This window comes from Clostridium sp. UMB9555A, from assembly GCF_030222355.1.
Taxonomy (GTDB): domain Bacteria; phylum Bacillota; class Clostridia; order Clostridiales; family Clostridiaceae; genus Sarcina; species Sarcina perfringens.
On the sequence record NZ_JASORQ010000003.1, the window covers coordinates 121,198 to 134,678 of the forward strand.

Consider the following 13,481-nt stretch of genomic DNA (forward strand, 5'->3'; position numbering starts at 1 on the left):
CCTTCACCATTTATTTCCCACTACTTATTCCTCCACCAGATGAGGAACGACTCTTAATACTTGATTGTCTTATACTTGAAGAATAATTATTGTAGCTATCTAAACTATTAAAATCAACTTTTTTACCATCAAAATTTTTATATGCTGAATTAGAACTACTAAAGTCATCTATGTCATTTTTATAGCCCCTTGAATAATAGTAACTTCTATAATAACCATATGTTCCACTAGAAGCATTATAGGGACTCTTGTCCGTTGTATAGGCATATTTTCTACTTGAAACTTGTATAAGAACCTCTTTATCTTCTGAAATATAAATTAAACAATATTCATCATTTGTTAAAATTGCTATACTATTATCACCATCTTCTGTATTTTGTTGCACACTCTCAACTTCGCCATTAATTGAGTTAATAATGTCTTTAGCTGTTGAATCCAAATCACTATTTGATTTATATACATCTGCCTTCTCATTGTTTTCTCCTGTTATTGATGTTATATAAATGTATTTAGATGAATTAGTTTTTAAATAATTTAAAATTGTGGAATTCCCTGAAATTATTAGGTTGATAAAAAGTATTATACAGATTAATATAATCACTAAACTAATAGGTTTTAGATATTTTTTGTTATACCTCAATTTTTATTTCCACCTTTCAATAACTTTAGCTCTTTTTAAATTAAAAGTATTACTCCACAAATATTTATAGCTCCAATTATACCAAATTATAGGTAAAATCAGAGCTATTTCTAGTATTCTTTACAAATTCATCATAAATCAATAATATTTTTTTAAATCTTTTGATTTACATTAGTAAACTATAACTACTAACCTAAAGTATATTTATATTCTGGTCTCCCAACATTCCCACTAGTTAAAGTTACATTTACCTTTTTAACATCCTCTAAGTAATCCATATATTTTTTTATTGTTACATTGCTTATTTTTAGTTCATAGGCTATTTCTCTTAGTGTCCAAACCTTTCCTTGATTTTCTTTTAAAAACTCCATTATTCTATCTAAAGTTTTTTGATTTAATCCCTTAGGTAATTCAATCTTTTCCTCTAAAGATTTTGAAATAACATCTATGTCCTGCTGACTTAAAGCCTCTCTCTTATTTAAAAGATTATTTTTTTGCTTATACTTATTTATAGCCTCCTCAAACCTTTCAAATTCAAAGGGCTTAACTAAGTAATCAGTTACCCCATAAGCAAAGGCTCTCTTCACCTCTTCAACACTATTGGCAGCAGTTATCATTATTACATCAGTTAAATACTTCTTGTATCTTAAACTTTTTAATATATCAATACCATTTTTTTTAGGAAGATATACATCTAAAAGAATTAAATCAATGTTTTCTTTATCTAATACCTTTATTATTTCCTCCTCAGTTTGTACTGGTCCTAATATATCTTTAAAGCCCATATTTTCTAAAAATCTTTTATTAATAAGAGCCACCATTGGATCATCTTCTACTATAAGTATCTTCTTTTCCATTACTTTTCTCCTTTTAAAATAGTTATAATAAATATTTTCTCTTCATTGAATTCCTCAATATCAATACAACCATCATAAAGCTCAACTCTATTCTTAACTAATGATAATCCTGTTCCTCTTCCTTCTCCCTTTGAGGAAACTCCTAATTCAAATATTCTTTCCTTTATATTATTATCTATAGGTTTCCCATTATCTCTCACTTGCATCTCTATCTTTTCATCATCTTCATATAAAGTAACCTCAACTTCCTTGTTCTCAATACTTGAATATACACAAGAATCAAAAGCATTTTCTATTAAGTTACCTAAAATAGTAACAATATCATAGGAATCAACATAATTATGATTTCCAAATAAAAATGATTCCTCTGTTAAGACAAAGTTTACTCCTCTTTCTTTAGCAACTAACTCTCTACTTAAAAGTAATCCTCTTACGTAATAATCCTCTACGTTTGAAAATTTTAAAGAGTTATTTTCATGAACCTTTTGAGTTTTTAATATGTATTTTCTAGCTTCTTCATATTCACCTAGTTGAATTAATCCTAAAATTACATGTAGATTATTTCTAAATTCATGGACATTGGCTCTTAGATTCTTAACAACCTCGTCAACTCCAGTTATCTCTTTTGCAATTTTTCTAATATCATTTCTATCCATTAAAGTTATTACAGAACCTAAATATTCACCCTTCTTCATAATAGGTTGTATAGTTACAAATACCTTCTTCCCCTGAAGTATAATTTCTTTCATTTCTACAGTTTTATTTTCTTCTATATAAGGTAATAATTTTTTCAATACCTTATACTTTGAAAACCCATCTATAAGCTTATAGCAATTATCATTTATCTCTGTTATTTCATTGTTTTTATTTAAGGCAATAATACCTTCACTTACCGTATTTAATATTATCTTTTTTTCTTTATATAAGGCAGCAATTTCTTCTGGTTCCATTCCCAAAATCGCCTTTTTAACCTTTCTAGCAAAAAGTTTAGATATTAATATAGTAATTAAAAAAACTAAAATAAAAAGCCCCATATATTTTATTAAAGTCTTATGAGTTAAAAGTTGAATCTCATTATAATACTTACCTACCATAATAAAACCAACTTGTTTTCCATTGTACATTACAGGTTGAAACCATCTTAAGGTTTCTCCCATAGAACCCTTCATCAAAGAATAATAACTACTTCCTTGTGTTAAAACTTCTTTCTTATCCTCATTAACAAATACCTGTCCTATTTGCTTCTCATCTAAATGAGAGTACTTAACCCCTCGCATATCAGCAACAACAATAATATCAACATCATTTATAGCTTCAATAAAATGTTTGGTATATTCTTGTATTCTTGAGTTTATTTCTCCATTATTAAGATCCTCCTGAACAAAAGGAATCTCACTTATACTAAAAGCAGTTTCTTTTAAGGTATTTCTTACATCTTCATCCATATATGAAAGCTTATCTTCTATAAATAAAGTAAAAGATAATGCTAGTGGAATGAAAGTTATAAGTATAGCCCATAATAATATTTTATTTTCAAATTTTACTTTCATATTTTTCACCACCGTGAAGGAATTATATCATATTGTAAAGATTACTCCAATTCTATTTTTAACTTTTCACTAATCTTTTTTCTAGACCAATAATTTTAAGGTTTTCTTGATTTTTAAATATATTTTAGTTCTAAATTAAACTCAAGAAATCTCATAAAAAAAGAGTATATCATAATTTATATCTCTAGAAAATATAGATTATATTTTCTTAAGAACATAATTATTGATATACTTCTTTTGTTAGTAAACTTATTTAATTTTAACCTTAATTAAAGTAATTTAAAGCTACTTTATTTATTATGCTATTGCATTTTTACAAGTATTTCCCTCTAAATACTCCTTTAAGTTTTCATATGATATTCCTATCATATTTCTTAAAGCCTCATCTGTATATGAACCCATATGAGGAGTTACTAAAGCTCTTGGATATAAGCTTATTAATTTTTCATATGATTCATTTTCTAACTTTTGTCCCTCTAAGTTTTTGAAGAATACTGCTGATTCACCTTCTAAAACGTCAGCTCCAAATCCACCTAATCTTCCTTCTTCAAGAGCTTTTACTATAGCTTCTATGTCTTGTAATTCTCCTCTTGCAGTATTGATTATAATAGCATCATTTTTCATTTTTGATATGAATTCTTCATTTATCATGTGATAATTTTGCCCTTTTATATATGGCATATGTACTGATATTACATCAGAAACTTTTAAAACTTCATCTAAAGGCATAAATTCAACTATTTCCTTAGCAGCATCACTTTGGAATACATCATATGCTACAACCTTAGCTCCTAGTCCTTTAAATAATTTAGCAGTTGTTAATCCGATTCTACCTGCTCCTAATATTCCAACTGTACAGTTTCTTATTTCTTTACTAAACATAAATCCATCTACTACAAAGTTTTTATTGCTTGTTCTATTAGTAGTGTATGCTGTATGTCTTAAAAGCATCATAGCTAAACTCACAGCTAATTCTCCTATAGCATTTGGTGAGTAACCTGGTACTCTAGCAACTTTTAATCCTAAATCCTTAGCAGCATCTAAATCAACATGGTCAAATCCAACAGTTCTAGTTAAAACATATTTAAGACCATTGCTCTTTAATAGTTCTAAGTTTTGTCTATCAGCCATACAGTTTCCTCTTACCATTATAGCCTCAGCCCCTATAGCTTCCTCTACATTTTCATGGTTTAAGTTTTTTTCAACTAAAGTTAAATCATATCCGAACTCTTCATTTAACTTATGGAAGTATGGTACCTCTGTTTCTCTAACTCCATAACATACTAATTTTATCATACGAAAAACCTCCTCTTTTCCCCATCTTTTTGTTTTATTTAAATCTCTATTTATCCTTTTAATTTAAATTTCTAATTAAATTTTTCATATTAAATATAAGTGAAATAATATTTGAATGAGTGCTTAGAATTTCATTTTTTATGGAATAGATTCAGCGTTAAGAAGCGAAAACTGTTTGAAGCGAAGCGAGTTTTTGAGCTTTAGCTGAATCTATGGAATAAAGAATAGAAATTCTCCACGAAATTCAATAATTATTGAACTATATTTAATATGAAAAATATGTTTTTAGCTTTAAAAAGTTTGTTAGTTTTTAAGTGCTTATATTATTAAGCGAATAATCCTATGTTTTTGATTATTTGTAATATTACTATCCAGAATGGCATTGCTACTACGGCAACCACTGTTGATAGTAATGAACAGTTTGATGTTAATAAAGCTTCCTTATCAAAACTTATTGCGTAAGCTGCTGCCACTGTAGCAGTTGGAGTAGCTAACATGATAACTGTAGTAGCCATTCCTTCAAATGAAACTGGTAATATACCTGTTTTATTTAATACTACTAATAATCCTAAGTTTATAACTGGAACTAATATTATTTTTATTAAACTGTAAACCCAAGGTTCTTTTTGTCCTACAGCTTGCTTAAATGGTACTTCTGCTAAAGTAATACCTATAGCTAACCATGCAAGTGGTGAACATAATTTATCTAAGTATGTAAGTGGTTTATATAACCAAGGTAATGTTTGGTCTATTCTTAAGAATGCATAACTCTTATCACCTATTTGAACTTGTGGTAACATACCTTGGAATAACCATATAAATAATCCTAAGAATGTAGCTATAATTACTGGGTTTAATAACATTTCTTTTAAATTTTTCTTCATGTTTTCTTTGTCCATTTTTACACCTGACATTTTAATGTATCCATATGAATATAAGAAAACTCTATATGCTATGTTAAATATTGATGAGTACATAGCTCCAACTGAGCCATAAACTGCTTTAACTATTGGAACTCCAAAGAAAGTTGTTGATCCAAATATAGTAAGTACTCTAAATACATCTTGCTTGTCCCCTTTAACTCTTGCAAAGATAAACTTTGTTAATACAATTAATAATATGTAAATTACAAATCCCCATATTAGAATATTAATACCTTCATGTAATTCTTTTTGATTAATATCTTTCATGAATGAAGTAAATGCTAATGCTGGAATTGCAACTGTTAATACAACCTTAGTTAATATTTTAGATGCAGCCCCTGTTAATATATTTCTTTTTCTAATATAAAATCCTAAGAATATAATTGCTATTGATGAAAATATTGCACCTATGATTGCATTATCAGTAAGTGTTTTTTGAATGATTTCTAACATTACTAACCTTCCTCCTATTTTGTGTTTTTTTTAACATTTAAAGTTATGTTGATTTTTGTCGAAATTTCTTCTCACAAGAATTATTGTACAAGCCTTGCCCTTTTCAAACAATTTATTTAAGTTTTTAAATAATTATTTAAGTTATTTAAGTTAAATATTTAACAAAATCAAAATTTATTAAAAACTAAAAAAAGCCCTTAAAACAGCTTTATAAGCCATTTTAAGAACTTTCACCTATAAAATTATTATTCTTTTTATTTAGAAATGAGTATGTATCTTACTTCATCATTAAAAAAATCCTTTGTTAATTGTTTAATTATCAACTTAGAATCTAAGGATATGTATTCTTTTAAAGCATCCTCTATAAGAGCTATTTCATTTAAATTTACTCCTTCTTTGCTCATTAATATTAATTTAAATAAATTATCTCTCTGTATTTTAGAAAACTCCCCTAAAATCCTCATAATTACCTCTCCTGAAAAATCCACCCCCTTAACCTTTCCAAGAGTTAATTTAGAGTTAGCTATTTTTTTTCTATATTCAGACCATTTATCTACTAAATCATCCTTTAATAATAAGAAATCTATTAAAATATGAATAAACTCATTTAAATTAACATCATAATTATTTAATACTAAAGAGCACTTCCTAAATCTTGAATCTATATTAGTAACTTTATTAAATATAATCTCTTCATTAAATATGATTAATATCTTGTCCCAATTTATATCCTTTGAAATTTTACCTAATTTATTCATAAATGAAGTTATAAACAATTCATCCTTATTAGCTTCTTTATTAAGTAAATCAAAAAAAATTATTTTAATCTCTTCATTTTCACTATTTTTATTTAAATCAAGTAAATCCTTAAACCTATTTGTATCATTTAAATAAGTTTCATTGAATTCTTTACTTCCTAATGAATAAAAGTTAATTACAGAACCTCTTTTACTTAGATAAATCCTATTAAACTTCTCTTCACTAAATCCATTTTTATATTTTTTTCTATTACAAATTTCTTTATAATCTAAAACCTTTTTATTTGAAGAATATTCCTCACAATTTAAAACCCTAAAAAGTCCCTCTTCTCTATGACTTAAGATTTTATCACCAACATATAAAAACCTAAACTTCATAAAAAACCTCACAAAATTCACTTTTAATACCTTATTTTAATTAAAATTATTTAATAAAAACCTAGGCAATAAAAGCTATTAATAATTATTTTTCTCAGCTAAATATAATTATATCATATTAGATTCTTTGCATTATGTAATAACTAAAATTATATCTATCAAACTAATTATTTAAAAATTATCTTAAAATAAATTTCTTTAAATTAAATAACTTGCTTTAAAGTAAATAAGTTACTTTAAATTAATAGCTTACTTTAATTACTTTTAATTTAGTAACTTACTTTCAATTAAATAGGCTACTTTAAAATAAAAAATATAGCTGATACAAATTTAAAATTCTAAAAATTCATATCAGCTACATTATTCATATATTTTATTTATACTATTTTTAAGAAAAATTACTTTTTAACACTATTTAACCTAAATAATTTATTACATACTTCTATAGAACTCTAATTTAAAATAACTTATTCTAAAGTCTCATAATCTTAAATTTTAAAGTTTATATTTCTTATGAAGCACTACTTTGTTCAAATTGGCTATTGTAAAGACTTGAATAGAATCCACCTTTTTCTAGAAGCTCTTCATGATTTCCTTGTTCAACTATATCTCCATCCTTCATAACAAGGATTAAGTCTGCATCACGTATAGTAGAAAGTCTGTGGGCTATAATAAAGCTTGTTCTTCCTTCCATAAGTTTTTCCATGGCTTTTTGTATTAAAAGCTCTGTACGAGTATCAACTGAACTTGTAGCCTCATCAAGTATTAATAGCTTAGGATCTTTTAAGAAAGCTCTAGCAATTGTTAAAAGCTGCTTTTGTCCTTGTGATATATTACTTGCTTCTTCATTTAAGACCATATTATATCCATCTGGTAAAGTTTTTACGAAATGATCAACATGAGCCGCCTTAGCAGCTTCTTTAACTTCAGCATCAGTTGAATCTAGTCTTCCATAACGTAAATTCTCCATTATAGTTCCATTAAATAACCATGTATCTTGAAGAACCATACCAAATAAGTTACGTAAATCAGCACGCTTAAAGTCTCTTATATCATGACCATCAATCTTAATGCTTCCACTATTTATATCGTAGAATCTCATTAATAATTTAACTATTGTAGTTTTACCTGCTCCTGTAGGTCCAACAATAGCCACCTTTTGCCCTGGTTTAACATCTACTGAGAAATCATTTATTATTATCTTATCTGGGTTATATCCAAAGTGAACATCTTCAAATTCAACTTCTCCTCTTATTTCTGAAGGATCTACTGAATTAACTGGATCTTTAACCTCATCCTTTTCATCTAAGAATTCAAATACTCTCTCAGCAGCCGCTGCTGTTGATTGCATTATATTTGCAACCTGAGCCATCTGAGCTATTGGTTGATTAAATGAACGTACATATTGGATAAATGCTTGTATATCCCCAACAGTTATAACACTTTTAATTGTTAACCATCCACCAAGTATTGAAACTAAAACATATCCTAAGTTTCCTACAAAAGACATAATTGGCATCATCATACCTGATAAGAATTGAGATTTCCAAGCTGATTTATATAAAGTATTGTTTAATTCATCAAAGTCTTTAGTTGAAGCTTCTTCTCTATTGAAAGCTTTCATTATATTGTGTCCACCATAAACCTCTTCTACTTGACCATTAAGATGACCTAAGTATTCTTGTTGAGATTTAAAGTATTTTTGAGACTTCTTAACAACTAAAGATATAAGAACCATTGAAACTGGAAGTATTATAAATGTTGCTAAAGTCATAATCCAACTTATTGAGAACATCATTATTAATACCCCAATTAAAGTAACTACTGAAGTTATTATTTGTGATAAACTTTGATTTAAAGTTTGGTTCACTGTATCAACGTCATTTGTAATTCTTGATAAAACCTCTCCATTTGTTCTTGTATCAAAATAATTAAGAGGTAAAGTATCCATTTTTTCTGATATTTGCTTTCTTAAGTTATAAGAAACCTTTTGAGCAACTCCTGACATTATAAAAGATTGTATAATCCCAAATAATGAACTTACTAAGTATAGAGCTACTAAAATCATTGCTATATTTCCAATGTATCCAAAATCTATAGAAGCATCTGGTACCCCTGATATCTTTTGAACTAAACCTTCAAATATTTTTGTAGTAGCTTTACCTAAAATCTTAGGTCCTACAATTGAGAAGGCAGCACTTCCTATAGCAAATAATATTACAATAGCTATAGATAAACTATAGGGTTTTAAATAAACCCCAAGCTTTTTCATTGTTCCTTTAAAATCTTTTGCTTTTTCAACGGCTCTTGGACCTCCACCCATTCTACCCATTGGGCCGCCCATTCCGCCTTTTCTTTCTTTACTCATTACTTAGCTCCTCCTTTGAAAGTTGAGATAAAGCTATTTGCTTATAAACCTCACAATTTTCTAGAAGTTCTTTATGAGTTCCCTTACCAACAATCTTACCTTCATCAAGTACGATTATTTGATTAGCTCCCATAATTGTGCTTATTCTTTGTGCAACTATAAGCATTGTGCTATGTGATGTTTTCTCATTAAGAGCTTTTCTAACAGCTGCATCTGTTTTAAAGTCAAGAGCTGAGAAACTATCATCAAAAATATATACATCCGGATTTTTTACTAAAGCTCTAGCAATTGAAAGTCTTTGTTTTTGTCCACCAGATACGTTAGTACCACCTTGTGAAATTTCCTCTGCATATTTTAAGGCTTTAGTATTTATAAATTCAGAAGCTTGAGCAATATTTGCAGCCTCTTCTAATTCTTCTAAAAGTGCATCTTCATTACCATATTTTAAGTTACTTTCTATAGTACCTGAGAATAATATTCCCTTTTGAGGAACATAACCTATTTTTTCTCTTAAATCATGTTGAGAAACTTTTCTTATATCTGTTCCATCAACTAAGATTTCACCTTCTGTAACATCATAGAAACGTGGTATTAAATTAACTAAAGTAGATTTACCACTACCAGTTCCTCCAATGAAGGCAGTTGTTTCACCAGGCTTTGCAGTGAATGAAATATCTTTTAAAACATATTCCTCTGCACCAGGATATTTAAATGAAACCTTTTTAAATTCAACATATCCTTTTTTATTTTTATTAAACTCATCATTCTTTTCAGGGTCTTTTATGCTTTCTTTAGTTTCTAAAACCTCAGCTATACGTTGACCTGAAACTGATGCTCTTGGAAGCATTACTGATACCATAGATATCATTAAGAATGCCATTATGATTTGCATTGTGTATTGAATAAATGCCATCATATCCCCAACTTGCATAACTCCATCATTTACATTATGAGCACCAACCCATACTATAAGAATAGTTATAAGGTTCATTATAAGCATCATAAGTGGCATCATTCCACCCATTATTCTACTAACAAAAAGATTGGTTCTAGTAAGATCTTTATTTACTCCATCAAACTTATTCTCTTGATATTTTTCTGTATTAAAGGCACGAATTACTAACATTCCTGTAAGTGATTCACGAGCTACTAAGTTAAGTTTATCAACAAGTTTTTGAACTAACTTGAATTTTGGAATAGCAAGTCCAAATAAAACTATTACTAAAGAAAGTATAGCAGCTAGGGCTACAGCTATTATCCATGACATTCCAGTATCTGTTTTTACAACTCTAAAAATACCTCCTAGACCTAAGATAGGTGCATAGAAAACTATTCTAAGAAGCAGAACCATAAGAGTTTGTATTTGTTGAATATCATTTGTACTACGAGTTATAAGGGAAGCTGTTGAAAACTTATCAAATTCTGCATTTGAAAATCTAACAACTTTTCCAAAAACTTTACTACGAAGATTTCTTCCAAATCCTGCTGCCACTCTTGCGGCTATTAATGTTACTGATACTGCTGCAATCATACTTCCAAAAGCTAAAAGAATCATTATCCCTCCAGTTTTTAGTATGTATTGGCTTTGTATCTTCTCTATATTCATGCCTAAATCAGTATATTGAGCTTTAATAAAAGTAGCTGCTGTTTGAGTAACCATACTCTCTGGCATCTTTTCAAATTTCTCATTAATTTCCTTAAGCATATCATTCTTTTGTGCCTCTGGCATATTCTTAATTATAAAGAATGGATCTGTATTAGCAGGCATTCCTTGTATTTGCCCTTCTTTAGGGGCATTGGCTTCCATATTAGCCTTTGAATTATCAGAAGTTCCTGTAAGATTTGAATTTCCCATTACTCCTTGTAGGCCTTTTTCTTCAATTCCACCTACAACTATCATTGCTTTACCCATAATAGGATTTAATTCATTAATTATCTCCTTATCCTTAGTATTTAATTTATAAATATTCTCTTTCTCTAAGGCTGGATAATCTTTTACATATTCATCATAATCACTTTGAGATAGAGTCCCTTTATCTAACAACGTATAATTGCTTTCTACCTTTTCTTTTTCATCTTTGCTCATAAAAAGTGTCAGTTTATCAAATTCTGATTTACTAATTACTTTTGGAACAGCATTTTCTATCCCACCTTGCTGAATTCCTACATTGACTATGTTTGACATATAATCTGGTAAAGATAAATCAAACATTGCCTGAGCAAAAAGAAGTACTATAACAGCTAAAATTGATGCCGTAAATGGTTTTAAGTATTTAATTAGCTTTGACATGTATTTCCCTCTTTTCTTTTTAATTTATAATGTTTTAAATTTGTATTGTCTTTGAAATTAAGTTAATTCTAAAAATATATTAAAAAATCAATACTTACTAAAACAAAATTTTTCAAATCTATCGCTTTATAAATAGTTATATTTTAATATTAATTATATTTTCATAACTATTCTATGTCAATAACTATTTTTGGTGTATAATAGTTATATGTGGTTATAATATAAAGTGTTTTGCTACAATACTAAAAACTTTTAAAATTTATTCATTTATTATATTATACATCAACTAAAATTTATGAACTTAATACAATAGGAGGTAAAAATGAATACCATAGAAAATTCAATGGGAGCTACTGAAGAACTTTACACATTATTATTGTGTTTAAATAGAAAAGTATTTACTCATGATGATATTGTTAAAAGGCTGTCTATTCCGCCATCACATGCCAAGGTTGTATTTCATTTACATTGCGGTGGAGAAGCTTCTGTTTCAGAAATAGCTAAAAAACTATCTATATCAAAATCAAATATGACTCCAATTATAGATAAGCTTATTCAAGAAAATTTAGTTGAAAGATTTACAGATCCTAATGATAGAAGAATTATTAGAGTTAGAGTAACAGAAAAAGGACATGAATTTTGTTTAAAACAAAGAGAAAGAACCAAAAAGCATCTTGAGGAAAAAATCTCTTCTCTTTCACCAGATGAATTAGAAAGAGTAAAAGATTTAGCTAAAGAACTTAATAGCATTTTTTCTAAAATAGAATAATAGGACTGACAGAGCTATATCAAAATATAAAATAAAACTTACAAACATATTCCGAGAATTACTAGATTTCTCTAAGAATTTATAATTATTACTCCAAAGATATTACTAAAGCTTCAAAACTTGCTTCGCTTCGAACAGTTTAAGCTTCTTAACGTAATATCTTCTCCGTAATAATTTAAATTCTAAAGCTCATCTAGATATTCTCTCCATACTGTTTGTAAGTTTTATAAAAAATTATTTTTATACACGCACTTCATAATTTTTATTATATTAATCCTAGTTCTAATAAGGCCTTATATATTCCTTCATTTGGAACATTTTCTGTTTGCTTATATGCGTGTGGTATTAAAGTTTCATGGGCCTCTCCCATTGCTATTCCATATTTAACTCTTTGGAACATTTCTATATCATTTTCTCCATCTCCAAAGGCATAAGTATCCTTATCACTTAACCCTAGCTCCTTTATTAAATGTTCTATTCCATGGGCTTTTGTACATCCTCTTCTATACATATCATAAGATGAATGTCCTGGATGTTGCATAAATACAAATTCATCCTTAAATCTTTCAAATATGTCTTTAAAATCATCCTTATTATTATCAACAATAACAAGCTTATTTGCTGAAAGCTCCTCTTCTGTCCAATCACCAGTAAAACTTTCCTCTGGAAGTGAAAAATTTTCTACCATTTTTTTAGCCACATCATTATTTAAAACATAACTTGTTTTTTGTCCTTCTAAAATAAAGTTAATATTATGTTCAACGCAATAATCCATTATCTCTTTTAATTTCTCTAATTTTATATCATCATTAAGAATAACTTCATTATTTAATTCTATATATGTTCCATTAGATGCTATATATCCATCTAACTCTAATTCTTTTAAGCCATCATCAACAAAGCTCATTGGACGTCCTGTTGCAAGAATTGTTAAATATCCATTTTCTTTTAATTTTTTAATTGCCTCTTTAGTTTTATTTGAAGGTTTATATAACCCTTTACCACAATCAATTAATGTGCCATCTACATCAAAAAATACTATTCCTTTTAAATTCTCCATAAGTACCCTCCTCCTTTTTAATAATTACTATAATATCATACTTTTTTTAAGATTATAAATCTTTTCAACATAATTAAAGGAAAAGTAACCCTGTATAAAAATATAAAAATAAAACTTACAAACATATTATGAGAATTAC

The 13,481-nt window shown here is 27.8% G+C and carries 10 protein-coding genes; 1 reads left to right on the plus strand and 9 read right to left on the minus strand.

Annotated elements, in window-relative coordinates; all coding sequences use genetic code 11:
• Nucleotides 1-10: 10 nt before the first annotated feature.
• From QP548_RS10620 to QP548_RS10655, 8 genes are all read right to left on the minus strand, one after another.
• On the minus strand, nt 11-640 hold the full coding sequence (locus QP548_RS10620) for a hypothetical protein (protein ID WP_061426423.1): 630 nt from the start codon (nt 638-640) through the stop codon (nt 11-13).
• A gap of 188 nt (nt 641-828) precedes the next feature.
• Nucleotides 829-1,497: a response regulator gene (locus QP548_RS10625; protein ID WP_061426422.1), complete on the minus strand. Its 669-nt coding sequence runs from the start codon at nt 1,495-1,497 to the stop codon at nt 829-831.
• Nucleotides 1,497-3,047 carry an ATP-binding protein gene (locus tag QP548_RS10630; protein WP_061426421.1) on the minus strand — a complete coding sequence of 517 codons (1,551 nt, stop codon included), beginning with the start codon at nt 3,045-3,047 and terminating at the stop codon, nt 1,497-1,499. The genes QP548_RS10625 and QP548_RS10630 overlap by 1 nt, the downstream gene beginning before the upstream one ends.
• A 297-nt stretch (nt 3,048-3,344) precedes the next feature.
• Nucleotides 3,345-4,343, minus strand: coding sequence for a 2-hydroxyacid dehydrogenase (locus QP548_RS10635; protein ID WP_061426420.1), 999 nt, complete (start codon nt 4,341-4,343; stop codon nt 3,345-3,347).
• 326 nt (nt 4,344-4,669) lie between these two features.
• Nucleotides 4,670-5,719, minus strand: a complete 1,050-nt coding sequence (locus QP548_RS10640) for an AEC family transporter (RefSeq protein WP_011591597.1) — start codon at nt 5,717-5,719, stop codon at nt 4,670-4,672.
• Between the two features lie 254 nt (nt 5,720-5,973).
• Nucleotides 5,974-6,855, minus strand: coding sequence for a hypothetical protein (locus QP548_RS10645; RefSeq protein ID WP_061426419.1), 882 nt, complete (start codon nt 6,853-6,855; stop codon nt 5,974-5,976).
• A gap of 511 nt (nt 6,856-7,366) precedes the next feature.
• Entirely contained in the window at nt 7,367-9,223 is a 1,857-nt protein-coding gene (locus tag QP548_RS10650) for an ABC transporter ATP-binding protein (protein ID WP_061426418.1), read from the minus strand.
• A complete protein-coding gene (locus QP548_RS10655; RefSeq protein ID WP_061426417.1) occupies nt 9,216-11,513 on the minus strand; it encodes an ABC transporter ATP-binding protein in 2,298 nt (765 codons plus the stop codon). Before QP548_RS10655 ends, QP548_RS10650 begins: the two co-directional genes overlap by 8 nt.
• Nucleotides 11,514-11,835: 322 nt before the next feature.
• Between QP548_RS10655 and QP548_RS10660 the strand changes: the two genes are divergently transcribed.
• Nucleotides 11,836-12,282: a MarR family winged helix-turn-helix transcriptional regulator gene (locus tag QP548_RS10660; RefSeq protein WP_061426416.1), complete on the plus strand. Its 447-nt coding sequence runs from the start codon at nt 11,836-11,838 to the stop codon at nt 12,280-12,282.
• Between the two features lie 265 nt (nt 12,283-12,547).
• Here QP548_RS10660 and QP548_RS10665 read toward each other — a convergent pair whose 3' ends face one another.
• Nucleotides 12,548-13,342: a Cof-type HAD-IIB family hydrolase gene (locus tag QP548_RS10665; protein ID WP_061426415.1), complete on the minus strand. Its 795-nt coding sequence runs from the start codon at nt 13,340-13,342 to the stop codon at nt 12,548-12,550.
• Between the last annotated feature and the right edge of the window lie 139 nt (nt 13,343-13,481).

Bases quoted from the DNA above. Each gene is read 5' to 3' on its own strand.
- QP548_RS10625 (WP_061426422.1), bottom strand. From the start codon at position 1,497: ATGGAAAAGAAGATACTTATAGTAGAAGATGATCCAATGGTGGCTCTT.
- QP548_RS10630 (WP_061426421.1), bottom strand. From the start codon at position 3,047: ATGAAAGTAAAATTTGAAAATAAAATATTATTATGGGCTATACTTATA.
- QP548_RS10635 (WP_061426420.1), bottom strand. From the start codon at position 4,343: ATGATAAAATTAGTATGTTATGGAGTTAGAGAAACAGAGGTACCATAC.
- QP548_RS10640 (WP_011591597.1), bottom strand. From the start codon at position 5,719: ATGTTAGAAATCATTCAAAAAACACTTACTGATAATGCAATCATAGGT.
- QP548_RS10645 (WP_061426419.1), bottom strand. From the start codon at position 6,855: ATGAAGTTTAGGTTTTTATATGTTGGTGATAAAATCTTAAGTCATAGA.
- QP548_RS10650 (WP_061426418.1), bottom strand. From the start codon at position 9,223: ATGAGTAAAGAAAGAAAAGGCGGAATGGGCGGCCCAATGGGTAGAATG.
- QP548_RS10655 (WP_061426417.1), bottom strand. From the start codon at position 11,513: ATGTCAAAGCTAATTAAATACTTAAAACCATTTACGGCATCAATTTTA.
- QP548_RS10660 (WP_061426416.1), top strand. From the start codon at position 11,836: ATGAATACCATAGAAAATTCAATGGGAGCTACTGAAGAACTTTACACA.
- QP548_RS10665 (WP_061426415.1), bottom strand. From the start codon at position 13,342: ATGGAGAATTTAAAAGGAATAGTATTTTTTGATGTAGATGGCACATTA.